Consider the following 22,575-nt stretch of genomic DNA (forward strand, 5'->3'; position numbering starts at 1 on the left):
CTCAAAAACCCAGGCTCAGGTGTTCGGCGATTGGCCCAAGGGCCAGGGTTGGCAGGAAGGTCAGGCCACCGACCAGCAGGATGGTGACCAGCAGCAGGCCGGTGAAAAGCGGGCCATGGGTGGGGAAGCTGTTCAGCCCTTGCGGCGCGCTTTTTTTCGCTGCCAGGCTGCCAGCCAGCGCCAGCACCGGCAGGATGTAGCCGAAGCGGCCGATGAACATGGCCAGGCCAATCATCAGGTTGTGGTACACCGTATTGGCGGCGAAGCCGGCGAAGGCCGAGCCGTTGTTGGCCGTGCCGGAGGTGTAGGCATACAGCAGCTGGCTGAAGCCATGCGCACCGGGGTTGCTGACCGCCCCCGCCGGGCCGGGCAGGCTGGCGGCGATGGCACCGAGCACCAGCACGCCGACCGGCATCACCAGCAGTGTTGCCACCAGCAGCTGCACCTCGCGGGCTTGCAGCTTCTTGCCGAGGTATTCTGGGGTGCGGCCAATCATCAGCCCGGCCAGGAACACCGCAATCAACACGAACAGCAGCATGCCGTACAGCCCTGCGCCAACGCCGCCGAAGATCACCTCACCCACCATCATGTTGACCATCGCCAGCATGCCAGTCAGTGGGTTGAGGCTGTCGTGCATGGCGTTGACCGAACCGTTGGAGGCGGCAGTGGTGGTCACTGTCCACAGCACCGAACCGGTGGTGCCGAAGCGGCTTTCCTTGCCTTCCATGGGCGCACTTTGCAGTACTTGCGCGCTTGCCAAGGCCGGGTTGGGCTGGTGCTCGGACCACAACGCCGTGCTGCCGCTGATCAGGAACAGGGCAAGCATGCAGGCGAGGATGGCACGGCTCTGGCGCAGGTCCTTCACGTAGTGGCCAAAGGTGAATACCAGCGCCACTGGAATGAGGATGATCGAAGCCACCTCGAACAGGTTGCTCCAGGCCGTGGGGTTCTCGAACGGGTGCGCCGAGTTGACACCGAAGAAGCCACCGCCGTTGGTGCCCAGTTGTTTGATGGCAATCTGGCTAGCGGCCGGGCCCAGTGGGATGGTCTGCTCGGTGCCTTGCAGGGTGACCGCGTGGGCGTAGTCGGCCAGGGTTTGCGGCACCCCTTGCGCTACCAGCAGCAGTGCCAGTAGCAGGCACAGTGGCAGCAGGCCGTAAAGGGTGGCGCGAGTCATGTCGACCCAGAAGTTGCCCAGCGTCGTCGCGCTGCGCCGGGCAATGCCACGGCACAGGGCGACCAGCACGGCCAGGCCGGTGGCGGCGCTGACGAAGTTTTGCACGGTCATGCCGAGCATCTGGCTCAGGTAGCTGACCGACACTTCACCGCTGTAGGCCTGCCAGTTGGTGTTGGTCACGAAGCTGACGGCGGTGTTGAAAGCCAGCGACCATTCCTGGCCAGGCAGGTGCTGGGGGTTGAATGGCAGGTAGCCCTGCAATAGCAGTACGGCGAACAGCAGCAGGAAGCCGGCCAGGTTGAACGCCAGCAAGGCCAGGGTGTACTGCCGCCAGCTCTGCTCCTGGCTGGCGTTTACCCCAGCCAGCCGGTAGCAGGCCTGCTCGACCGGGCCGAGCAGCGGCGACAGCCAGGTGCGCTGGCCTTCCATGACCTTGTAGTAGAACCGCCCGAGCCAGGGTGCAGGTAGCAGCACGATGGCGAAAAAGGCCAGGAGCAAGGCGAAATCGTAACTGTGCATGGCCGCTCCCTAGCTGCGATCGGCGCGCAGCAGCGCCACCAGCAGATAAAACGCCAATGCCCCTGCCAGCAGCAGTGACAGCCCGTCGAGCATGTTCATGTGTGAAGCTCCCCGTGATGCGGCTTGGGCCGCTTTGGGGAAATTGTCCGCGGGAGGGGCGTAAAGGGGCGAGATTGAGGGGTGGGGATGGGAATAAAGAAGATGTAAAGATTAGGGGTTTGGGTTGTCTGTACTGGCCCTTTCGCGGGTGACCCCGCGAAGAGGCCGGTACAGGCTCACTGCTGGGGCGGCTGTTGCACTGCGTTGCGGCTCCAGTCCAACAGCAGGCTGTAACCGACCGCCAGCAAGGTCGGCCCGATGAACAGGCCAATGAAGCCAAAGGCAAGCAAACCGCCGAACACGCCCAACAGCACGATCACCAACGGCAGGTTGCCGCCACGGCTGATCAGGTACGGCTTGAGCACGTTGTCCACGCCGCTAATGACGAAGGTGCCCCAGATGCCCAGGAACACCGCCATGCCGTACTCGCCCTTCCACACCAACCAGCCCGTGGCGGGGATCCAGGCCAGTGGCGGGCCCATGGGGATTAGGCTGAGCATGAAGGTTACCAAGCCCAACACGATGGCCCCAGGCACCCCGGCAATCAGGAAACCAATCAACGCCAGCACGCCCTGCGCCGCAGCCGTACCGATCACCCCGTTGACCACCCGCTGCACCGTACCCGCTACCAGCTCCAGGTAGTACTCAGCGCGATCGCCCATCAAGCGGTGCAGCAAGCGCAAGACGAATGCCGACAAGCGCGGGCCGTCGCGGTAGAAGAAGAATACGAACACCAGGCTCAGGGTCAGCTCCAGCACCCCGCTGCCGATCTGTGCACTGCGGGCCAGCAACCAGTTGCCCACCTGCCCCAGGTGCGGCTTGACCGAGGCCAGCAAGGCCGCGCCCTGCTGGTCCAGCGACTGCCAGCCGCTGACCAGGCGCTCGCCAACCAGTGGAATGCCACCCAGCCAGGCCGGCGCATCAGGCAGGCCGTCCACCTGCACGTCACGTACAAAGGCCGTGGCATCGCGGATGTGGTCAGCCAGGTTGAACCCCAGCCATACCAGCGGCAGCGCCACGATCAGGATCCAGGCCATGGTCAGCAGGCTTGCTGCCAGGGTTTCACGCCCGCCCAACGCCCGCGTTAGCAAGCGCATCAACGGCCAGCTGGCAAAAGCCAGGATGGCCCCCCACAGCAATGCCGAAATAAAGGGTGCCATCACCCACAGGCCAGCACCGAGCAACGCCAGTAGCAAAATCTGGATCAGCAGGCGGTCATTGTTAACCATGGTGGTGCTCGTTCAACGGATCAGTTCAAGGTGCAGCCCGTCGGTAGGCGTGCTACCGACTTCGAGGCGGCCATTGCGCACCCCCGCCTTGACCAGCGCCTCACGCCAGGCTTCTGCCTGGGCGCCACTAAGGCTGGCACGCAGGGTGCTGTCGAGGTTCAGGCTGCGGGCCAGCAGGCTCACCCAGGTGTCCTGCGGCGAGGCCAGGTCAGGGTAGTCGAGCTTGCCAGTGTCACGCATTTCGCGCAGCACGGTGGCGGCTGTCGGCAACAGTTCACCCAACGGGCTACCGGCGACGAACTCTTCAACATGCAAATAGGCGCGGCGGTTGCCGCGGGTGACGCTGTACAGCGCGACCAAGGTGTCGGCCTGCTCCGCCGAGCGGCGCAGCAGGATGAATGCCTGCTGCTCGTCGCCACCGTTGAGCCGAGCATTGGCGAACACGTCGTTGGCCCACAAGCTGGCCTCGCCGCAATCGCGGCCCTGGCACCAGAACAAAGGGTAGCCGCCGTCACGCTGCAGTGCTTCGCGTGCGCTGGTGAAGGCTTCGCGGGCAGTGCGTTCGACCGGCAGTTCGTAGGTAACCGAGCTAACCTGGCCACGGCTTTCGACCTTGTCCTCGACCCGCAAGCGGCCGCTGATTTTGCGCAGCGGGCCCATCGGGTAGACGCGTTCCTGCTCCACGGCCGGGCGCTGGTCGACCACCTTGGCATCCAACGGTACCGGCAGGCTGCCGGCCCACAGTACGGGGCTGGCCAATACCAGGCAGGCGGCGACAGCATGACGGATGACTACAGGTGCGCTCATTGGCGACCCAGGCGGCGCTCAGCGCCGAGGTGAAGCTCCAGGATGTCTGGCAGTTGCATGGTTGTCTCCCTGTTCAACCCGCCAAGCCTCGACACTTGTCCGATGCAAGTCAAGCAAAGCCAAAGAAGCGATTGAAACAGTCTGCGACAAGGGCCGCGCCCTGCTCATCGTTCAGGTGCAAGTGATGGCCACCCGGCAGCGTCACCTGCTCGAAGGGTAGCTGCTCCAGCAACTCGGTGTGGCGTACCAGCATGCCGTCGGCGGCCACCACCAGGCAGGCCGGGCAACTCACCCGCCGCACATAGGCCATGGCCTGGGCCTGGTTCAGGCGCACTGGCGAAGGCAGGGTCAGGCGGCTGTCGCTGCGCCAGCTGTAGCCACCGGGTACCGGCATCAGGCCGCGCTGGGCCAGCAGCTCGGCAGCCTCACAGCTGACCGCGACCATGCCTTTCATGCGCGCCTGCACGCCCTGCTCCAGGGTGGTGTACACCGACTTGCGCTTGCCATCCAGGCGCAGCTGGGCCTGCAATGCCATGCCCAGCCGCTCACCGGCATCCTGCTCAGCGCCCGTCGGCGGGATGACACCGTCGATCAAGGCCAGGTGGCTGACCCGCTCCGGCAACGCGCCAGCCAGCTGTACCGAAATGATCGCGCCCAGCGAATGGCCCAGCAGGGCGAAACGTTGCCAACCCAGCTGCTCGGCCACGCGTAGCACGTCATGGGCATAATCGGCCAAGGCATAGCCGGCGCCGCGCGGTCGGTGCTCCGAATAACCATGCCCGGCCAGGTCCAGAGCGACGATGCGCAGGCCTTTCAGTTGCGGCGCCAGGCGGGCGAAGCTGTTGGCGTTGTCCAACCAGCCGTGCAGGGCAATCACCGGCAGCCCGTCTTCGCAGCCAAACACATGCGCGGCCAGTTCGATGTGGCCCAGGCTCAGGCGGATTTCCTCGACCTGCGCGCTCATGCCTGGCTCCAGCGGTCGAACAGGCCCTTGATCAGGCTGGCGGTGTCGGCTGGCCGCTCCAGCGGGAACATGTGCCCGCCCGGCACGCTGTGGTATTCGCCCGTGGGCATGCCGCGCACAGCCAGGGTGTGGTGACGGCGAATGACGTTGCTACGCTCGCCCCGGACCATGGCCAGTGGCACCTGCAACTGCCGCGCAGGCGCGGGGCTGGTATGCGGGATGCTGCGGTAAATGCTGATTTCCGTAGTGGCGTTGAAGCGCAGTTGAAGCCCTTGCTCCATCGCCTGCAGGCCATGCTCTACATACGCATCGAGGCAGTCGGGGTCAAAATGGCGGAACAGTGACTTGCTAGCGAAATAATCCCGGGCGCTGTCGCGGTCAGCGAAGGTTTCACGGCGCCCCAAGGTGCGGCCGGCCGGGGTGATACGGTCGATAAAGCCAAAGCGCTTGGCGGTGCGCAGCAGCCACTGGTCGGCACGGGTGAGCACTGGCGAATCGAGCATCACCACGCCGCGGTAATACTCAGGGCGGCGCAGCGCCGCGTGCAGGTGCAATACACCGCCCAGGGAATGCCCAACACCCCATATCGGCTGGCCCTGCTGGGCCAAGTGGTGCAACAGCTCATCGACCAGGCTCTGCCAGTTATCGTCTACCGGAAAGCGTGGGTCGTGCCCGTGTTGGGCCAGGTGCTGCACCTGGTAGTCCGGCGCCAGGGCAGCGAACAGTTTGCTGTAGGTAGCCGATGGGAAACCGTTGGCATGGGCGAAGAAAATCTGCTGCGACATGGCGCCGGGTCCGATTGGGGGAGGATGGCCCATTGTCGGCATCACGGGGCTCTTCGGCAATGTCTGGAAAGGTCATCGGCGAGGGCTATCAGGTCATGCCGAGCGGTCGAAACTGGCCAGTGAACGGCGCAAACAGGCCTGCATGCAGGCCAGTTGGCTCTCCAGTGCTTCGCGTGCCAGGCGCTGGTCCGGGTAGTCGAGCTGCAGTCGACGCAGGGCCAGGCAGCTGGTTTGCAGCAGGTGCGAGACACGCAGGCAAGCCGCCTGCAGCGTGCGCAGGTCGTCCTCGCTTTGCTGCCTTACGGCGGGCTCCAGCTGGCCGTTGCCTTGCACTTTGTGCATCAGTTGGTAAAGCTTGGCGTCAGCCGATTCGCGCAGCAGGCTGTATTGGGCGAAATCCAGCGCGACGCCTTGTTGGACCTTATCCACGGTGGCTTGCAGCTCCAAGGAACTCAAGAGCTCCGCCATCACACCACTCATTCGCCACTCCCTGACCGCTGGTTTTGGGCAACGCTAGCAAGGGCTGGGAAAGCCTGGCAACTGACAAAAATGCCAGTTGCCTTGCGAATGGCGAGGCTGATGGGCCGCATAGCGGCCCGGTTTCAGGCGGGTGAGCTGATCGCCAGAAGTGTCATCAGCCCAGCCAGCGGCCACTCCCCTTCCAGCTCTGCCAGGCTTGCAGTGCTCATGCCCGCCGGTTGCTGCTGGTGACCATGCTCCAACACCCCAACCAAGGTACCGACCAGCGGCTGATGGCTGACCAGCAGTACATGCTCCAGGCCCAGCCGCTCGATTTCGCCGATGACCTGCTGCACATCACTTTCGGGCGTCAGCCAGGGCACCGTGCGCACCGGCTCGGTGAAGCCCAGGGTGTCATGCACCAAAGCTGCCGTTTGCTGGGCGCGCACATAGGGGCTGGCGATGATCGCCTGCAACGGCTGCCCCAGCAGGCGCGCGGCGCTGTGCAGCACCTGCTCGCGGCCATGGGCGGTCAACCGGCGTTCGGCATCGCTGTTGGCCCTTGGCTCCGCTTCGCCATGGCGCAACACCCACAACTTCACAGCTTGGGCTCCTCGTCACGCACCGGGTGCGGGGCCGGGGCCACGGCGTGCGGCGCCTCGCCTTCCGGAGCACGCGGTGCCGGCCAATCGGCGAACGGCCACGGTTTCTGGTCGCTGTGGAAGCTGCCGAAGCGGCCGATCTGCGCCAAGTACTGGCTGAGGCTGTCGCCGAAGTTCATCAGGCTAGCGCTGGGGGAGCCGTACACCAGGCGATAGATCAGTTGTACCAGCACCAGCCCAGCGAGCAGCAGTTCGGCCAGCTGCCAGACCACCAGGAACACCAGCATCCACAGTACCCGCAGGATGATCGACTCGCGCTGGGCGTGTTCGGGCGTATCGTTCATGTGTTGCTCCTTGCTCTTGTCAGAGCCCCAAGGGCTCAGTTGAAACCGCTGATGGAAATGAAATCGACATCGGTCTTGGGCTCGGCGCGCATCAGGTGCTCGATCACCTGGTTCAGCGTACGGCCTTCGAACAGAATGGCATGCAGGCCCGCCACCAGTGGCATGTACACCTGCACTTCCTGGGCCTTGGCCTTGAGCACCTTGATGGTGTTGACGCCTTCGGCCACTTCGCCCAAGCGGTTGACTGCCTGCTCCAGGCTCAAACCCTGGCCCAGCGCGTGGCCCACCTGGTAGTTGCGGCTCTTGGGCGAAGAACAGGTGACGATCAGGTCACCGACGCCGGCCAGGCCAAGGAAGGTCATGGGGTTGGCGCCCTGGCTGACGGCGAAGCGGGTCATCTCGGCCAGGGCACGGGTAATCAGCATGCTCTTGGTGTTCTCGCCCATGCCCAGGGCCACGGCCATGCCAGCGATGATGGCGTATACGTTCTTCAGCGCCCCGCCCAGCTCGACGCCAAAGCGGTCGGCACTGGCGTAGACACGGAAGGTACGCCCATGCAGTACGGCCTGAACCTGCTGACACAGTTTTTCGTCCTCACTGGCGACCACCGTGGCGGTCAGCGCGTGCTCGGCGATTTCACGGGCCAAGTTGGGGCCAGACAGCACGCCGATGCGGGCATCCGGGGCAATTTCTTCGAGGATCTGACTCATCAGCTTGAAGCTTTGCGCTTCGATGCCCTTGGTCAGGCTGACCAGGCCCTTACCGCGCAGCAACTCGGCATGCGGCGCCAGCACGCTGCGCAGGGCGCTTGAGGGCAGGGCAACGAAGACCAGCTCGCTGGCCTGCAAGGTGGCCAACAGGTCGGTGACCGGCTCGACGCCATCATGCAGGCGAATGCCCTTGAGATAGCGCGGATTCTCGCGGTTGACGCGCATGGCCTCGGCCTGCGCCGGGTCGCGCATCCATTGGCGCACCGGCACACCGTTTTCCGCCAGCAGGTTCGCCACGGCGGTGCCGAAGCTACCGCCCCCCAGAACTGCAACAGGTTGCTGTTCAGTCATATCCAGTCCATTAAAGCCAAAAGTTAAGTGGCGACCCCGCCATTATACGGCAGTGCATGACGAGTGTTCATCTGCGCGCTTGAGATCGAGCGCCGCCCGCGCGGCGCTTCGCGGCACAAGGCCGCTCCCACATCTGTTTCGGGCCAGTCACTCCTGTGAGTTCGGCGCTGTCCGCCTTGTTTGTTCCATCTGATATTGAAGGTTGCGCTGCTGCTTATCATCAGTCTCAAGGCATGCAGTAAGGCTGCAACCCACCTGGTACAGGAACAATTGGCCCGAAACAGATGTGGGAGCGGCCTTGTGCCGCGAAGCGCCGCGCGGGCGGCGCTCGATTTCCGCCACGCTGCACATTTCAAGACGTACACCGACAGATCACTGGCAAAACCCCCAAGGTCAGTTACCATGCCTGTTTCAATCCTGAAACAAGGCTACACCGTGTTCCCTGGCACGCCCCCGCACCCGCGCCTGCTGATACTGACCGCCCTGCTCGGTGGCCCGGCCATGGCCGACGATCTGTTCATCGACAACACAGACCTGCCACAGGTTCTGACTGCCACGCGCCTGAAACAATCCCCGGCGGCAGCCCCGGGCAGCATGACCGTGCTCGACAGCGCGCTGATCCGTGCCAGCGGTGCCCGTGACATCCCCGAACTGCTGCGCCTGGTGCCGGGCATGATGATCGGCTACGGCGCCGGCAACCAACCCACGGTCAACTACCACGGCAGCAACGTCAACGACGCACGACGCATGCAGGTGCTGATCGATGGCCGTTCGGTGTACCGCGCTGGCCTGGCCACGGTGGACTGGAGCGACATCCCCCTGGCCATGGAGGACATCGAGCGTATCGAGGTGTTCCGTGGCCCCAACACGGTCAGTTACGGCGCCAACGCGCTGATGGCGGTGGTCAACATCCTCACCCGCAACCCCGCTGACAGCCATGGCACGCGGCTGAAAATCACCCGCGGCCAGGATGGCATCAACGACTTCTATAGCAGCCACGGCTTCGGCTGGGATGGCGGCGACATGCGCCTGTCGCTGTCCGGCCAGCAGGACGATGGCTTCGACGAGAACCAGTTCGGCCAGGATTACCGCGACAGCCGCCGGCTTACCCGCTTCAACCTCAGCGCCAGCCACAACCTGGCGGTCGACCAGACCTTGGAATGGCAACTGGCGGCAAAGGAAGGCAGTAACCAACGGCCTTATACCTACCAGCCGGTCTTCGCCAAATACGAGGCAGGCAACGACGCTGACGTCAGCGCCAAGGACTACGCCGGGTCTTTGCGCTGGACCAAGGACTTCAGCTCCGAGCACAGTCTCTATATCCAAGGCGCCGCCCAGCATTTTGACCGTCAACAGGTGTGGCGCGCTTGTGACGCGTTGCAGTCGTTCAGCCCTGAATTGACCCAGCTCTGGCAAACGAACCCTGACTTCGCCGAAAAAGTGGCACGCGGCATCGCTACCGGAGTGCCTCTTTCGACCAACGACCCGGTGCTCCAAGGGCTTGTGCAAAAGGTGCAACAGCAATGGGCCAACGGCGGTAAGCAGCAAGTGTGCGGCGATGTCGACCAGAGCACCCGCGAAACCCGCTACGACCTGGAAATCCAGGACACCTTGAGCCTGACCGACAACCTGCGCCTGCTCAGCGGCATGAACTACCGCTATGATCGTGCCGACTCGCAGACCTATTTCAACGGCAGCCTCGACGACCAGACCTGGCGCCTGTTCGGCCAGCTGGAATGGCGTGCCGACGAGCATTGGATCCTGCAGGGCGGCGCCATGTTCGAGGACTCGCGGCTGTCGGGCAGCTCGCTGACCCCACGGGTGGCAGTCAACTACTTGATCACCCCGCGTCATGGCTTGCGCGCAGTGTATTCCGAGGCGGTGCGCTCGCCTGACATGTTCGAGAACAACGTCAACTGGAGCTATACGGTCAAGAACCTGACCCCGAATGCGTTCGGCCTGCAAAACGGCGAGTACTTCGTCAAGACCCGCGGCCCGGGCGACCTCGATCAAGAACGCATGCGCTCGCGCGAGCTGGGCTACAACGGCTATTTCAGCGACATCGACCTGAGCATGGACGTGAAGCTGTTCTACGACGAGATCACCGGCATGATCAGCGAGCCCCTGAAAAACAACCAGTACATCGCCAGCAACGCCAACAAGGCCCGGTTCAGCGGCAGCGAGGCGCAGCTGGACTGGCGCCTCAGCCTGCGCGACCGCCTGCGCCTGACCTACGCCTATGTCGATGCCTGGGCCAGCAACCCCGACGACCGCCGCCTCAGTGCGCGCAACAGCGGCTCGGCCGGGTGGATGCGCGAATGGGGCGACGGCTGGTCGAGCGCGCTGTTCTATTACGGCGACGATGCGCTCAACCAGTACCGTTATGAGCGCCTGGACCTGCGCTTGGCCAAACGCTTACAGGTGTACGGCAGTAGCCTGGAGCTGGCGGCACTCTGGCAACAGCGCCTGGACGATGAACCGACCACGGCGAGCCAGAACCGCTTTGACAGCCGCCACCGCCTGAGCGTCAGTGCGGAGCTGGAGTTCTGATGGCCCTGCTGCGCCTGTTGTTGCTGTGCCTATGGCCGTTGGGGCCACTGTCTGCCAGCGAAATCCTGCTGGTGGGCGCACAAGACCAGCCCGGCATTCGCAGTTTCGTCGCAGCGCTGGAAAGCCGCCGGCCGCACGATCATGTGCATTTCCAGACCACCGCCGAGCTACCACGCCCAGGTAAGCTAAAGACCGACCAACGCCTGGTGTTACTCGACAATGCCGCACTGGAGTGGCGCCTGGGGGACAACGCCGGCCCGCCGGCCCTGGCTATGCGGGTGAGCCGGGTAGAGGCTGAACAGCGCCTGGGAAAGTCGCGCCCTCCGTTCCTCACCCTGTTGTGGAGTGACCCGCCGCTGGGCCGGCAACTGCGCCTGGCGCGCTACCTGCTGCCACAAGCCCAACGCATTGGTGTGCTGTACGGTGAGCACAGCGGCTTCTTGCTCGAAGAGCTGCGCCATGCCGCCCGCCCGCTGGGCCTGGAGATCATTGCGCAGAACTGGCCCGACCCGCGCGACAGCCGGCCGCTGCAAGCGTTGTTGGCCAACAGTGACGTGCTGTTAGGCCTGGACGACCCCGACCTGTACAACTCCAAGACCGCCAAGAACCTGCTGTTAAGCAGTTACGGCCGGCAGATGGCGCTGATAGGCCCGAACGCGGGCTTCGTCCGCGCGGGCGCTTTGGCCAGCACTTACAGCGACCAGGACGACTGGCTGGCGGTGCTCGACCAGTTGCTCGACCAGCCGCCAGCGCGCTGGCCGCGTAGCGTGTACCCGGCACGCTTCGGCGTTAGTGGCAACCAGCAGGTGGCGCGCGCCCTAGGCCTGGAACCGATCGATCCGAACGCCGCCGCCAAGGCCCTGGCCGCAGGAGAACCGACCCCATGAGCAAGCGCCTGAGCTGGGACATTCACACTCGCACGCAGATCATCAGCCTCGGCCCGGCCCTGCTGCTGACCCTGCTGCTGATCAGCTTTTTCACCTTCGTGCGTATCCAAGACCTGCGCCAGGAACTGAACCACACCGGGCAGCTGATCGCCAACCAGTTGGCGCCGGCCTCGGAATACGGTGTGATTTCGGGTAATAACGAAGTGCTCGAAGGCCTGATGCGCGCCACCCTCAGCATCCCCCACGTGCGCTTCCTCGAGGTGCAGGACAGCCGCAACCACATTCTGGTGTACGTCGAGCAGTCCGACGAAAGCGCCAACCGTGCGCAGCAGGTGGAAGTATTCCAGGCGCCCATTCGCCTGCAGCAAATCCGCCTGGACAACGACTTCCTGCAACAGGGCAAGGCCACCACCCCGGCCATCGGCGACGACTACCTAGGGCGGGTGATCGTTGGCATGTCCGATGGTGCCTTCAGCCAGCGCCAGAAAGAAATCGTGATCAAGGCCGGCATCCTCGCGCTGTTCGCCCTACTGTTCACCTTTTTGCTGGCGCGCCGCCTGGCCCTGAGCCTGGCCAAGCCGATCAGCGACATGGGCGATGCGGTCAAGGCTATCCAGCAGGGCGAGTACAGCACCCTGTTACCGGTGGTCGATGACAGTGAGCTAGGCCACCTGGCGCGCCACATCAACAACCTGGCCCACGCCCTGGAGCAGGCCAGCGCGGAACAGAAGCAGGCCATTGCCGAACTGGTCCAGGCTCGCGAAGAAGCCGAACAGGCCAACCGTGCCAAATCGGACTTTCTGGCGATGATGAGCCACGAGCTGCGCACACCGATGAATGGCGTGCTGGGCATGCTGCAGTTGCTGGAAACCACGCCTTTGAGCAACGAGCAGGCCGATTACACCGCGGTGGCCAGTGAATCCACTGGGCACCTGCTGAAGGTCATCAACGACATCCTCGACTTCTCGCGCATCGAGCGCGCCGCGCTACAACTGGAACACATCGACTTCAACCTGGGCGAGCTGATCACCAGCAGCGTCCAGTCGTTCCAGCACAGCGCCCAGCAGCGCGGCCTCGGTCTGCACTTGCAATTACCGGCGGGGATCGAGCAGTTGCAGGTCAATGGCGACCCCACACGCATCCGCCAGATTCTGCTGAACCTGATAGGCAACGCCCTGAAGTTCACCGAACGCGGCCAGGTGCAGGTCGAGGCGCGCTGGCAGGTGCTGGACCGCCAACTGATCTGGCTAAGCTGCAGCGTGCGCGACACCGGTATTGGCATCGACAACGCGCGCCTGGAAATGATGTTCGTCGCCTTCCAGCAAGCCGACAGCTCGATTTCCCGTCGCTATGGTGGCACCGGGCTGGGCTTGTCGATCGCCCGTACCCTGGCCGAACGCATGGGCGGCAAGCTTCGCGGCGAAAGCCGTGAAGGCCTGGGCTCGACCTTTACCCTGGAAATGCCTTTGGCTCTGGCCAGCCCTGCCCTCGTTCAGCTGACGGCGCCCATGGATGCGCCAGCGACGGTGGCCGACAATGATCAGGTCCTGCTGGTAGAGGATAATCCGGTCAACCAGAGTGTCATCGCGGCCATGCTGCGCAGCCTGGGGCTGGCGGTATGCACGGTCGAAGACGGCCTGGAGGCGGTCGAACGGGTCAGCCAGCAGCGCTTTGCTGCCGTGCTGATGGACTGCCGCCTGCCGCATCTGGACGGCTATGAAGCCACCCGGCGCATCCGCCAGTTGCCCAACGGCACCGGGCTACCGATCATCGCCCTGACCGCCAACGCCTTGCAGGGCGACCGCGAGCGCTGCATGGCCGCCGGCATGGACGACTACCTGAGCAAACCCTTGCGCCGCACCGAACTGCAGCGCGTGCTGCAGCGCTGGCTACCCGGTCAGACAACCGCGACTGGCGATAAATGCTAAAGTGCGGCAGTCTTAAACACTGGACAGGACCTTCATCGGACCTGAAAATAGACGTTTCAGTGCACACCTGTACTTCTTTCGCCAGGTGCACTGTGACTTTCACCACAACGCAATAGTCTACCTGTAGGCTGCCGCCCCGAAGCTGTAGGTTTTCGGGCCGGTCGGGAAGATTCATCCCCTGCCACAGGGGGTTATTGAGGAGCTCGCATGACCAAACAACACGCCTTTACTCGGGAAGACCTGCTGCGCTGCAGTCGCGGTGAGCTGTTCGGCCCAGGTAATGCGCAACTGCCCGCGCCGAACATGCTGATGGTCGATCGCATCACCCATATCAGCGAAGAAGGCGGCAAGTACGGCAAAGGTGAATTGGTCGCCGAGCTGGATATCACCCCAGACCTGTGGTTCTTCGCCTGCCACTTCGAAGGCGATCCAGTGATGCCGGGCTGCCTGGGCCTCGACGCCATGTGGCAGTTGGTAGGCTTCTTCCTCGGCTGGCAGGGCCTGCCGGGCCGCGGTCGCGCCCTGGGTTCGGGCGAGGTGAAGTTCTTCGGCCAGGTATTGCCTACCGCCAAGAAAGTCACTTACAACATTCACATCAAGCGCGTCCTGAAGGGCAAGCTGAACATGGCCATCGCCGATGGCTCGGTCAGCGTCGACGGCCGCGAGATCTACACTGCCGAAGGCCTGCGGGTCGGCGTGTTCACCTCCACTGACAATTTCTAAGGGTTATTCGCATGCGCCGCGTCGTTATCACTGGTCTGGGCATCGTATCGTGCCTGGGCAATGACAAAGCTACCGTCACCGAAAACCTGCGCAACAGCCGTCCGGGTATCCGTTACAACCCGGAATACAAGGAAATGGGGCTGCGTAGCCAGGTTTCCGGGTCCATCGACCTCAACCTCGAAGAACTGATCGACCGCAAGGTCTACCGCTTCGTCGGCCACGCTGCTGCCTACGCCTACCTGGCGATGCAGGACGCGATCAAGGACTCTGGCCTGACCGAAGAGCAGGTTTCCAGCCCGCGTACCGGCCTGGTGGCTGGCTCTGGCGGCGCCTCGACCCTGAACCAGATGGAAGCGCTGGATACCCTGCGCGAGAAAGGCGTCAAGCGCGTCGGCCCATACCGCGTCACCCGCACCATGGGCAGCACCGTATCGGCGTGCCTGGCCACCCCGTTCAAGATCAAGGGCATCAACTACTCGATCTCGTCGGCCTGCGCGACTTCGGCACACTGCATCGGCACCGCCATGGAGCAGATCCAGTGGGGCAAGCAGGATATCGTCTTCGCCGGTGGCGGTGAAGAAGAGCACTGGAGCCAGTCGTTCCTGTTCGATGCCATGGGCGCCCTGTCGACCAAGCGCAACGAAACCCCGGAATTGGCCTCGCGCGCCTACGATGCCGACCGCGATGGCTTCGTCATCGCCGGTGGTGGCGGTATGGTGGTGGTCGAGGAGCTGGAACACGCCCTGGCCCGTGGCGCCAAGATCTACGCCGAAATCGTGGGCTACGGTGCCACTTCCGACGGCTACGACATGGTTGCCCCGAGCGGCGAAGGTGCCATTCGCTGCATGCAGCAGGCGCTGTCCACCGTCGACACGCCGATCGATTACCTGAACACCCACGGCACCTCGACCCCGGTCGGCGACGTTGCCGAGATCAAGGGCGTTCGCGCGGTATTCGGCGACAAGGCACCGAAAATCAGCTCGACCAAGAGCCTGTCGGGCCACTCGCTGGGCGCCGCAGGCGTGCACGAGGCGATCTACTGCCTGCTGATGATGGAAAACAACTTCATCGCCGGCTCCGCCAACATCGACGAGCTGGACCCGGAGGTCGCCGACCTGCCGATCCTGCGCAAGACCGAAGAAAACGCCAAGATCGACACGGTCATGAGCAACAGCTTCGGCTTTGGCGGCACCAACGCCACCCTGGTGCTCAAGCGCTGGGAAGGCAAGTAAGACGCTGACGCGGTAACCGAAAACGCCCCGACTGGTTCGGGGCGTTTTCATTTGTGTCGCCTGTGCCGGCCTCTTCGCGGGCATGCCCGCTCCCACAGGCACTGCACAGGCTTTGGGATCTGCGCCCCCCTGTGGGAGCTGGCTTGCCGGCGATAGGGCCAGCACAGGCAACCATTATCTCTGCTTGGGCAGCACAGCCAGGAAGTTATCCCTGGCCACTTTGTTGGCCACCTGTTCCGGCAAGGCATCCAGAAACGGCCTGAAGCCGTGCATCTGCTCCCCCAGGCTACCAAACCGCCCCACCACATCCGACCCCAGCATGAACCGCTCCGGGTACTTCTCGACCAACGCTACCCACTCCTGGCGGGGTACGCCCCGACTATCCAGCAGATAAGGCTCCAGCACGCTCCACGACAGGTCGACATACAGGTTTGGGTATTCCTCCAGCAACCGCGTCAGCACCGGCAGCAGAAAGTCCATCTGCGTCTGGTGGCGGTGAATTTCCAGGCTGCTGCCGGCGTGCGCCCAGATGAACCGCGTGTGCGGGTGGTTGCGCAGCGGCTCTTCAATCTCTGCCAGGTACAGCGGGTTGCGCTCGCGCTTGGAGGTGATGTTGGAATGCAGCAGCACCGGCAGGTCGCGTTCGGCCGCCAGGTGGTAGATACGCGTCATGGCTTCGTTGTTGGCGCGCGGCGTGTCACCGCTGGTCAGTGCCGTGAGGTCATCGTGGCGGGTGAATTCCTCGCCAATGCCCTGCCACAGCCCTGGGTACAAGGCGAGCATACGCTCAATATGGCTAACCGCATTTTTGTCCACCGGGTTGAAGCCGGTCAAAAAAGCATGAAAACGCTTGCGCTGGTCGCCAGGCAATTGCTGCAACGCCGCCGCCACGTAGATGTCGGTGGCGCTGTACCAGTAAGCATCGGCATCGTCACCGGCGTAATAGCGCGGGCGCTTGGGCTCGTCTTCATGCCATTTCTTAGCCACCGGAATGCCAGAAATCATCGACTGCTCGATGCCCGCGGCGTCCATGGCCTTGATTAACGCCGGCATGCCTTCGCTTTCCTGGAAGAAATCGACATAGTGCAGGTGGGCATCGCTGTAGCGGTAGTCACGTGCTTGTACCACTTGGCATAGCCAAGCGAACAACAGCGCGCCGGCCAGCGCTCTGGCTATCATGGGCAGCGTCCTTTTCCAAGTGCGAACCCAGTAGACCGGCCAACAAACGAGACGGTTCAGCCGGGCTGGGCAAACCGCTATGCTTGGGGCATTTCCACCTTGCCTGGAGCCACTCCCATGAGCAGCCCTTTGGTCATCCGCCCGCGCGCTGAATCGGTCGAGGGCCAGCCGATCCTGCGCCCGCTGCCGTCGGCCCAGTGCCGCAGCGTTGGCCCGTTCGTGTTCTTCGACCATATGCTCGAAACCGACTATGCCCCAGGGCATGGCATGGACATCCGCCAGCACCCGCATATCGGCCTGTCTACCCTGACCTACCTGTTCGAAGGGGCAATCCTGCACAAGGACAGCCTAGGCTCGGCGCAGCGGGTGCTACCCGGTGACGTCAGCTGGATGACCGCAGGTAGCGGCGTGGCCCACGTCGAGCGCACGCCTGCAGATGCCCTGGCCCATGGTTCACGCTTGCATGGGTTGCAGGTGTGGCTGGCGTCGCCGCGCGAGCACGAACAAGGCCCGCCGAGCTACAGCCACCACCCGGCTGCCAGCCTGCCGGTCAGTGACAACCTGGGGGTGCGTATCTGCATGATTGCCGGCAGCGGGTTCTGCCTGGAATCGCCGGTGCCGGTACTCTCCCCCACCCTTTACGCGCACGTACAGATGCAGCCGGCGACGACCTTGCAGGTGCCGAATGAGCAGCCGCAGCGGGCGCTGTACCTGCTCGATGGTGAGCTGATGATGGACGATGAACAGGTTGAGGCCTGCTGCCTGATCGTGTTGCCGGAGGGTGAAGAGGTAACGCTGTATGCGGAACAGGAATGCCAACTGGTGCTGATTGGCGGTGCGCCACTGGATGGGCCGCGGCGGATGAACTGGAATTTTGTCGCCAGCGACCCGGAGCTGATCGAGCAGGCCAGGGCCAGGTGGGCAGCAGGGGACTGGCCGAGGGTGCCGGGGGAAACCTCAAGAATCGAATTGCCGCGTTGATTTCGGGGCTGCTTTGCAGCCCCTTGCAATCTCAGCGCTGGAACACCTCAGTCAGCAGGTTATGCATCGAGCGGAACGCCCGCTCCGAGGTGCGCCGGTCATACTGCATCTTGCCCGGCACATTGGCGCCCGGGTCGGTAAACGAGTGCACCGCACCGCCATAGCTCAACAACTGCCAGTCGACTTTGGCCGCGTTCATCTCTTCTTCGAACGCCGGCAACTGCTCTTTCGGCACCAACGGGTCGGCAGCGCCATGCAGCACCAGCACCGAGCCCTTGATGCGCTTGGCATCCTCAGGGTTCGGTGTGTCCAAGGTACCGTGGAACGATACAGCCGCACGCAAATCGGCACCGGTTCGCGCCAACTCCAGCGCACAGCAACCACCGAAGCAGAAACCAAAGGTGGCGACCTTGCCCGGCTCCAACAGCGCCTTCGATTGCCCCAACAACTGCGCCAAGGCCTCTTGCATGCGCTTGCGCAGTTCACCACGGTCGTTCTTCAGCGGCATCATCGCCGCGCCGGCCTCATCGGCATTGGACGGGCGCACCGATTGCCCGTAAAGGTCGGCAATCAGTACCACATAGCCCTTCTCGGCCACTTCCTTGGCGATGCGTTCGGCCCCTTCAGCAATGCCCATCCAGTTCGGCGCCATCACCAGGCCTGGGCGGCCCAGCGCACCCGGCTCGTACACCAGGCGGCTTTCATACGCCTTGCCGGACAGGTGATAGACCAGCGATTCGACGATTACTTTGCTCATCAAGCACTCCTTTGGCTCTCATCTTGAAAACGCCCGCCATGAAAAAAGCCCGCCGAAGCGGGCTTTCCTAACCATCAACTCAAGCAGACAGCTCGACCAACAGCTTGTTCAGGCGACGAACGTAAGCCGCCGGGTCCTTCAGGCTGTCGCCAGCCGCCAGGGCCGCCTGATCGAACAAGATATGCGACAGCTCGGCGAAGCGGTCTTCGCTCTGCTCATTGTCCAGTTTCTCGATCAGCGGGTGGGTCGGGTTGAACTCGAAGATCGGCTTGGACTCCGGCACCTTCTGCCCGCTGGCTTCAAGGATCTGGCGCATCTGCAGGCCCAGGTCCTGTTCGCCAATAGCCAGGATCGCCGGCGAGTCGGTCAGGCGGTGCGACACGCGCACCTCAGCCACGCTCTCACCCAGCGCACCCTTCAGGCGCTCGACCAGGCCTTCCTTGTCTTTGGCGACTTCTTCCTGGGCTTTTTTGTCTTCTTCCGAATCCAGCTTGCCCAGGTCCAGGTCGCCACGGGCGACGTCGACGAAGGCCTTGCCATCGAACTCATTGAGGTAGCTCATCAGCCACTCGTCAATGCGGTCGGTCAGCAGCAGCACTTCGATGCCTTTCTTGCGGAAGACTTCCAGGTGTGGGCTGTTCTTGACCTGCGCGTACGACTCACCGGTGAGGTAGTAGATCTTGTCCTGGCCTTCCTTGGCGCGGGCCAGGTAGTCAGCCAGAGCAACGCCTTGCTCACCGCTTTCGTCCTGGGTAGACGCGAAGCGCAGCAGGCCAGCGATTTTTTCCTTGTTGGCGAAGTCTTCGGCTGGGCCTTCCTTCAGCACCTGGCCGAAGTTCTTCCAGAAGCCCTTGTATTGCTCGGGCTCGTTCTTGGCCAGCTTCTCCAGCATGTCCAGCACGCGCTTGGTCAGCGCGGTTTTCATCGAGTCGATGATCGGGTCTTTCTGCAGGATTTCACGCGAGACGTTCAGCGACAGGTCGTTGGAATCGACCACGCCCTTGATGAAACGCAGGTACAGCGGCAGGAACGACTCGGCCTGGTCCATGATGAACACGCGCTGCACGTACAGCTTCAGCCCGCGTGGCGCTTCGCGCTGGTACAGGTCGAACGGCGCACGGGCCGGCACGTACAGCAGCGAGTTGTATTCGAGCTTGCCTTCAACCTTGTTGTGGCTCCAGGCCAGCGGGTTTTCGAAGTCATGGCCGATGTGTTTGTAGAACTCCTGGTATTCCTCGTCCTTGATCTCGGTACGCGGACGAGTCCACAGGGCGCTGGCACGGTTGACGGTTTCCCACTCTTCAGCCGGCTGTGCTTCGCCCTCTGCAGCAGCTTGCTCTTTCGGCAGCTGAATTGGCATGGCGATGTGGTCGGAGTACTTCTTGACCACGTTGCGCAGGCGCCAGCCATCGGCGAATTCCTGCTCGTCCTTCTTCAAGTGCAGGACGATGCGGGTACCGCGCTGTGGCTTGTCGATTGTGGCGACTTCGAACTCGCCCTCACCTTTCGACGACCAGTGCACGCCTTCGGCAGCTGGCTGACCGGCGCGGCGGCTGTACACGTCGACCTTGTCAGCAACGATGAACGCAGAGTAGAAGCCAACACCGAACTGACCGATCAGGTGCGAGTCCTTCTTCTGGTCACCGGTGAGGTTTTTCATGAAGTCCGCAGTGCCGGACTTGGCGATGGTGCCCAGGTGTGCGATGACCTCTTCGCGGCTCATGCCGATGCCGTTGTCCTCGAGGGTGACGGTACCGGCATCCTTATCGAAGCTCAGGCGAATCTTCAGCTCGGCGTCGCCTTCGAACAGCTCTGGCTTGGCCAGTGCCTCGAAACGCAGCTTGTCGGCGGCGTCGGAGGCGTTGGAGATCAGTTCACGCAGGAAGATCTCCTTGTTCGAATACAAGGAATGGATCATGAGGTGCAGCAGTTGCTTTACCTCGGTCTGGAAGCCCAGCGTTTCTTTTTGAGTCTCCACACTCATGGTCTTCAAAACTCCGATCTGATGGCAGTTGGCGCCGGGCGGCCACTGTGGCCTGCGTTAACGGCGGATGTCATTCAGATGGGGGCTGCCCAGATGATTTCAAGGGCTTTTCCGGTTCGATCTTGAAATGCGCACGCGCCGTGGCAATTGGCGACTGCCTGTCGCCCTGCCAGGCAGTGATCGCCACATTGGTCACCCGCCGCCCCTGGCGCCACAGCTGGCACTGGGCGTAAGTATCGCGAAAGTGCCCAGCGCGTAGGTAATCGATAGAGAAGTCGATGATTTTCGGGATGCTCGCACTCTCGCTGTAGATCAGCAGGTACAACGCTGCGGACAGCTCCATGAAGCCGGCAATCACACCGCCATGGATAGCCGGCAGCAGTGGGTTGCCGATGTTGGCCTGGCTGGCCGGCAAGCGGAACAACAAGTCATCGCCCTGGCGCTCGCACTCGATGCCGATCAAGCCGGCGTAGGGGATCAGTGCCAGCAAAGGCCGGTAGTCGCCCTGCGCATGGGCAGCATTGAGTTTCTGCCGAACCGCGTGCGGGATCATGCGCCGCCCTCCTTCAGGCTGTTGCCAAAGCGGATGCCACCTTTGATCTCCTGGCCCAGCCGCATAAACGTGCCCACCACCTGGCAGATCGGCTCAGCGGGGTCATCCTGGTAGGCAGTGCCACGGGTGAAAATCACATCGCGAGTGACCCGATAGCACTGGGCATGACCATAAATGTCCTGGCCCGGTTTGGCCGGGTGCATGTAGTCGATACGCAGGTCCAGGGTCGGGCAAACCTCGAAGCGCGGCAGCACGCACAGTGTGGCCATGCCACAGGTGGTGTCCATCAGCGTGGTCAAGGCTCCGCCATGCACGGCGCCAGTCTGCGGGTTGCCAACAATGCGCGGTGACCAAGGCAGTACCAGGGTCATACCATCGCCGTCGGCCTGCACCACGCGCATTTGCAACAACTGGCAATGTTGCAGGGCCGAGAGGAAACGCTCGGCCATGGCCATCAGGGTTGAATCGCTCATTCGCTGCTCCACCGGCATGCCGCAACTGCATAAAACCGTAAAAAAGTCTATATAGAACGGGGCGTTATATATCTTTAATATGCGTGGAACTTCTTCCGCGTAGTTGCACTCGAAGGAACAAGTCACTTATTCCACCAAGGAGAAACACCCCCATGCGTAAACCTTTTGCTTTTGCTCTGATGCTGGCCGCTGCCATGGGCCTGGCTGCTTGCGATAAAGCGAGCGAAGACAAAGCCCAGGACGCACAGCAACACGCCGAGCAAGCCCAGGAAAAAATGGGCGAAGCTCAGGATAAGATGAACGAAGCCGCTAAGGAAAACGCCGAAGCCGCCAAAGATCAGGCTGAAGCTGAGCAGAAGGCTGCCGAAGAAGCCGCACCGGCTACTCCGGCTCCGGAAGCACCAGCTGCTCCGGCCGAACCTGCCAAGCAGTGATCGGCTAAAACAAAAAAACCCGACATTGTCGGGTTTTTTTATACCTGCAACTTTTGGATTAAACGTTTCAGGCGCCGGGTGCGGCATTTTCCTTGGCAAGTTCAACCGGTGCACTCTCAGTCGGTGTGAACACCATCACATCCAACACATCCGAATGGAACTCGCGACGGTACAAAATCAGCACAACCCCAACACTCATGGCCATGAACAACCAGGGGCTAATGAACCAGCTCAACATGGCCATGCCGAAGTAGTACGAACGCAGGCCGAAGTTGAACTGGTTGGCAGCCAAAGACAGCACCCGGGCCGCTCGCGAGGCGAACGCCTTGCGTTCCAGTTCATTGACCAGCCGTTCGCCAATCATTGGCGCCGAGCCCACCAGTACAGCGGCGAAGTTGTATTGACGCATGCACCAGCTGAAGGTGAAGAAGGCGTAGACGAAGACCGTGGCCAGGCACAGCAGCTTGATCTCTGACATGCCCTGGGAGGTCTGCTGCACCAGCGGCAGGTCAGCCAGCAGCGACAGTGCCCGGTCGGAGGCACCGAGTACAGTGAGGATACCGGCGAGAATGATTAAAGTGCTGGAGGCGAAAAACGATGCGTTGCGCTCGAGATTGCCGATCACACTGGCATCGGCGATGCGGTTGTCGCGCAGTAGCATGCGGCGCATCCAATCCTCGCGGTACAAGTGCAGTACGCTGGCCAGGCATGCGGTGTCACGGCCCTTCCAAATGGCATAGCGGGTGTACCCGCCCCAGCACAGGGCGAACCAGGCGATGGCCAACAGGTTGTTGAGGTTGCTTTGGATGAAATTCATGCAGGGTTCCAAGAGGGCCAGGTGCCTAAAG

Annotated in this window: 23 protein-coding genes; 7 read left to right on the forward strand and 16 right to left on the reverse strand. The window is 62.7% G+C overall.

Annotated elements, in window-relative coordinates; translation table 11 throughout:
- Position 1 precedes the first annotated feature (1 nt).
- From kdpA to DV532_RS16775, 10 genes are all read right to left on the reverse strand, one after another.
- Positions 2-1,696: a potassium-transporting ATPase subunit KdpA gene (kdpA, locus tag DV532_RS16730; protein ID WP_056803395.1), complete on the reverse strand. Its 1,695-nt coding sequence runs from the start codon at positions 1,694-1,696 to the stop codon at positions 2-4.
- A gap of 9 nt (positions 1,697-1,705) precedes the next feature.
- Positions 1,706-1,795, reverse strand: coding sequence for a K(+)-transporting ATPase subunit F (gene kdpF, locus DV532_RS16735; protein ID WP_056803398.1), 90 nt, complete (start codon positions 1,793-1,795; stop codon positions 1,706-1,708).
- A 176-nt stretch (positions 1,796-1,971) separates the two neighbouring features.
- Positions 1,972-3,024, reverse strand: a complete 1,053-nt coding sequence (locus tag DV532_RS16740) for an AI-2E family transporter (RefSeq protein ID WP_056803401.1) — start codon at positions 3,022-3,024, stop codon at positions 1,972-1,974.
- 12 nt (positions 3,025-3,036) lie between these two features.
- Positions 3,037-3,831, reverse strand: a complete 795-nt coding sequence (locus DV532_RS16745; protein ID WP_056803404.1) for a DUF4892 domain-containing protein — start codon at positions 3,829-3,831, stop codon at positions 3,037-3,039.
- Positions 3,832-3,940: 109 nt separating this feature from the next.
- Positions 3,941-4,795: an alpha/beta hydrolase gene (locus DV532_RS16750; protein WP_056803406.1), complete on the reverse strand. Its 855-nt coding sequence runs from the start codon at positions 4,793-4,795 to the stop codon at positions 3,941-3,943.
- Positions 4,792-5,580, reverse strand: a complete 789-nt coding sequence (locus DV532_RS16755) for an alpha/beta fold hydrolase (protein WP_056803409.1) — start codon at positions 5,578-5,580, stop codon at positions 4,792-4,794. The genes DV532_RS16750 and DV532_RS16755 overlap by 4 nt, the downstream gene beginning before the upstream one ends.
- A 93-nt stretch (positions 5,581-5,673) precedes the next feature.
- Complete coding sequence (locus DV532_RS16760) at positions 5,674-6,048, reverse strand: hypothetical protein (RefSeq protein ID WP_056803412.1); 375 nt, start codon at positions 6,046-6,048, stop codon at positions 5,674-5,676.
- Positions 6,049-6,182: 134 nt separating this feature from the next.
- Entirely contained in the window at positions 6,183-6,641 is a 459-nt protein-coding gene (gene sixA, locus DV532_RS16765; RefSeq protein WP_056803414.1) for a phosphohistidine phosphatase SixA, read from the reverse strand.
- A complete protein-coding gene (locus DV532_RS16770) occupies positions 6,638-6,985 on the reverse strand; it encodes a DUF4389 domain-containing protein (RefSeq protein WP_056803416.1) in 348 nt (115 codons plus the stop codon). Before DV532_RS16770 ends, sixA begins: the two co-directional genes overlap by 4 nt.
- Before the next feature lie 35 nt (positions 6,986-7,020).
- Complete coding sequence (locus tag DV532_RS16775) at positions 7,021-8,046, reverse strand: NAD(P)H-dependent glycerol-3-phosphate dehydrogenase (RefSeq protein ID WP_056803419.1); 1,026 nt, start codon at positions 8,044-8,046, stop codon at positions 7,021-7,023.
- Positions 8,047-8,448: 402 nt separating this feature from the next.
- Here DV532_RS16775 and DV532_RS16780 point away from each other — a divergent pair, with 402 nt between their 5' ends.
- From DV532_RS16780 to fabB, 5 genes are all read left to right on the forward strand, one after another.
- Positions 8,449-10,596: a TonB-dependent siderophore receptor gene (locus DV532_RS16780; protein ID WP_177339543.1), complete on the forward strand. Its 2,148-nt coding sequence runs from the start codon at positions 8,449-8,451 to the stop codon at positions 10,594-10,596.
- Positions 10,596-11,483, forward strand: a complete 888-nt coding sequence (locus DV532_RS16785) for a hypothetical protein (RefSeq protein WP_056803422.1) — start codon at positions 10,596-10,598, stop codon at positions 11,481-11,483. Before DV532_RS16780 ends, DV532_RS16785 begins: the two co-directional genes overlap by 1 nt.
- Positions 11,480-13,411 carry an ATP-binding protein gene (locus DV532_RS16790; protein WP_056803423.1) on the forward strand — a complete coding sequence of 644 codons (1,932 nt, stop codon included), beginning with the start codon at positions 11,480-11,482 and terminating at the stop codon, positions 13,409-13,411. The genes DV532_RS16785 and DV532_RS16790 overlap by 4 nt, the downstream gene beginning before the upstream one ends.
- A gap of 207 nt (positions 13,412-13,618) precedes the next feature.
- Entirely contained in the window at positions 13,619-14,134 is a 516-nt protein-coding gene (gene fabA / locus DV532_RS16795; RefSeq protein WP_008089108.1) for a 3-hydroxyacyl-[acyl-carrier-protein] dehydratase FabA, read from the forward strand.
- Positions 14,135-14,145: 11 nt separating this feature from the next.
- Positions 14,146-15,366: a beta-ketoacyl-ACP synthase I gene (fabB, locus tag DV532_RS16800; protein ID WP_056803426.1), complete on the forward strand. Its 1,221-nt coding sequence runs from the start codon at positions 14,146-14,148 to the stop codon at positions 15,364-15,366.
- Between the two features lie 174 nt (positions 15,367-15,540).
- Here fabB and DV532_RS16810 read toward each other — a convergent pair whose 3' ends face one another.
- Positions 15,541-16,545 (reverse strand): amidohydrolase family protein, encoded by a 1,005-nt coding sequence (locus DV532_RS16810; RefSeq protein ID WP_056803428.1) that lies wholly within the window; start codon positions 16,543-16,545, stop codon positions 15,541-15,543.
- A gap of 117 nt (positions 16,546-16,662) precedes the next feature.
- Between DV532_RS16810 and DV532_RS16815 the strand changes: the two genes are divergently transcribed.
- Positions 16,663-17,526 (forward strand): pirin family protein, encoded by an 864-nt coding sequence (locus DV532_RS16815; protein ID WP_056803429.1) that lies wholly within the window; start codon positions 16,663-16,665, stop codon positions 17,524-17,526.
- A 31-nt stretch (positions 17,527-17,557) separates the two neighbouring features.
- Here the strand turns inward: DV532_RS16815 and DV532_RS16820 are convergent, their stop codons facing one another.
- The 4 genes from DV532_RS16820 to DV532_RS16835 form a co-directional block, all read right to left on the reverse strand.
- A complete protein-coding gene (locus DV532_RS16820; protein WP_056803432.1) occupies positions 17,558-18,283 on the reverse strand; it encodes a dienelactone hydrolase family protein in 726 nt (241 codons plus the stop codon).
- A gap of 79 nt (positions 18,284-18,362) precedes the next feature.
- Positions 18,363-20,267, reverse strand: a complete 1,905-nt coding sequence (gene htpG / locus DV532_RS16825) for a molecular chaperone HtpG (protein ID WP_056803436.1) — start codon at positions 20,265-20,267, stop codon at positions 18,363-18,365.
- A 70-nt stretch (positions 20,268-20,337) separates the two neighbouring features.
- Complete coding sequence (locus DV532_RS16830; RefSeq protein ID WP_056803438.1) at positions 20,338-20,820, reverse strand: PaaI family thioesterase; 483 nt, start codon at positions 20,818-20,820, stop codon at positions 20,338-20,340.
- Complete coding sequence (locus DV532_RS16835) at positions 20,817-21,293, reverse strand: PaaI family thioesterase (protein ID WP_056803440.1); 477 nt, start codon at positions 21,291-21,293, stop codon at positions 20,817-20,819. The genes DV532_RS16830 and DV532_RS16835 overlap by 4 nt, the downstream gene beginning before the upstream one ends.
- A 152-nt stretch (positions 21,294-21,445) precedes the next feature.
- On the opposite strand from DV532_RS16835, the gene DV532_RS16840 reads away from it, so the two are divergent.
- Positions 21,446-21,727, forward strand: a complete 282-nt coding sequence (locus DV532_RS16840; protein ID WP_056803442.1) for a hypothetical protein — start codon at positions 21,446-21,448, stop codon at positions 21,725-21,727.
- Positions 21,728-21,794: 67 nt separating this feature from the next.
- Here the strand turns inward: DV532_RS16840 and DV532_RS16845 are convergent, their stop codons facing one another.
- Positions 21,795-22,544, reverse strand: a complete 750-nt coding sequence (locus tag DV532_RS16845) for a DUF599 domain-containing protein (protein ID WP_056805335.1) — start codon at positions 22,542-22,544, stop codon at positions 21,795-21,797.
- Between the last annotated feature and the right edge of the window lie 31 nt (positions 22,545-22,575).

The sequence above is a fragment of the Pseudomonas sp. Leaf58 genome (assembly GCF_003627215.1).
Classification (GTDB): Bacteria; Pseudomonadota; Gammaproteobacteria; order Pseudomonadales; family Pseudomonadaceae; genus Aquipseudomonas.

Coding starts and splice junctions, on each gene's coding strand:
- kdpA (WP_056803395.1), bottom strand. CDS start 1,696: ATGCACAGTTACGATTTCGCCTTGCTCCTGGCCTTTTTCGCCATCGTG.
- kdpF (WP_056803398.1), bottom strand. CDS start 1,795: ATGAACATGCTCGACGGGCTGTCACTGCTGCTGGCAGGGGCATTGGCG.
- DV532_RS16740 (WP_056803401.1), bottom strand. CDS start 3,024: ATGGTTAACAATGACCGCCTGCTGATCCAGATTTTGCTACTGGCGTTG.
- DV532_RS16745 (WP_056803404.1), bottom strand. CDS start 3,831: ATGAGCGCACCTGTAGTCATCCGTCATGCTGTCGCCGCCTGCCTGGTA.
- DV532_RS16750 (WP_056803406.1), bottom strand. CDS start 4,795: ATGAGCGCGCAGGTCGAGGAAATCCGCCTGAGCCTGGGCCACATCGAA.
- DV532_RS16755 (WP_056803409.1), bottom strand. CDS start 5,580: ATGTCGCAGCAGATTTTCTTCGCCCATGCCAACGGTTTCCCATCGGCT.
- DV532_RS16760 (WP_056803412.1), bottom strand. CDS start 6,048: ATGGCGGAGCTCTTGAGTTCCTTGGAGCTGCAAGCCACCGTGGATAAG.
- DV532_RS16770 (WP_056803416.1), bottom strand. CDS start 6,985: ATGAACGATACGCCCGAACACGCCCAGCGCGAGTCGATCATCCTGCGG.
- DV532_RS16775 (WP_056803419.1), bottom strand. CDS start 8,046: ATGACTGAACAGCAACCTGTTGCAGTTCTGGGGGGCGGTAGCTTCGGC.
- DV532_RS16780 (WP_177339543.1), top strand. CDS start 8,449: ATGCCTGTTTCAATCCTGAAACAAGGCTACACCGTGTTCCCTGGCACG.
- DV532_RS16785 (WP_056803422.1), top strand. CDS start 10,596: ATGGCCCTGCTGCGCCTGTTGTTGCTGTGCCTATGGCCGTTGGGGCCA.
- DV532_RS16790 (WP_056803423.1), top strand. CDS start 11,480: ATGAGCAAGCGCCTGAGCTGGGACATTCACACTCGCACGCAGATCATC.
- fabA (WP_008089108.1), top strand. CDS start 13,619: ATGACCAAACAACACGCCTTTACTCGGGAAGACCTGCTGCGCTGCAGT.
- fabB (WP_056803426.1), top strand. CDS start 14,146: ATGCGCCGCGTCGTTATCACTGGTCTGGGCATCGTATCGTGCCTGGGC.
- DV532_RS16810 (WP_056803428.1), bottom strand. CDS start 16,545: ATGATAGCCAGAGCGCTGGCCGGCGCGCTGTTGTTCGCTTGGCTATGC.
- DV532_RS16815 (WP_056803429.1), top strand. CDS start 16,663: ATGAGCAGCCCTTTGGTCATCCGCCCGCGCGCTGAATCGGTCGAGGGC.
- DV532_RS16820 (WP_056803432.1), bottom strand. CDS start 18,283: ATGAGCAAAGTAATCGTCGAATCGCTGGTCTATCACCTGTCCGGCAAG.
- htpG (WP_056803436.1), bottom strand. CDS start 20,267: ATGAGTGTGGAGACTCAAAAAGAAACGCTGGGCTTCCAGACCGAGGTA.
- DV532_RS16830 (WP_056803438.1), bottom strand. CDS start 20,820: ATGATCCCGCACGCGGTTCGGCAGAAACTCAATGCTGCCCATGCGCAG.
- DV532_RS16835 (WP_056803440.1), bottom strand. CDS start 21,293: ATGAGCGATTCAACCCTGATGGCCATGGCCGAGCGTTTCCTCTCGGCC.
- DV532_RS16840 (WP_056803442.1), top strand. CDS start 21,446: ATGCGTAAACCTTTTGCTTTTGCTCTGATGCTGGCCGCTGCCATGGGC.
- DV532_RS16845 (WP_056805335.1), bottom strand. CDS start 22,544: ATGAATTTCATCCAAAGCAACCTCAACAACCTGTTGGCCATCGCCTGG.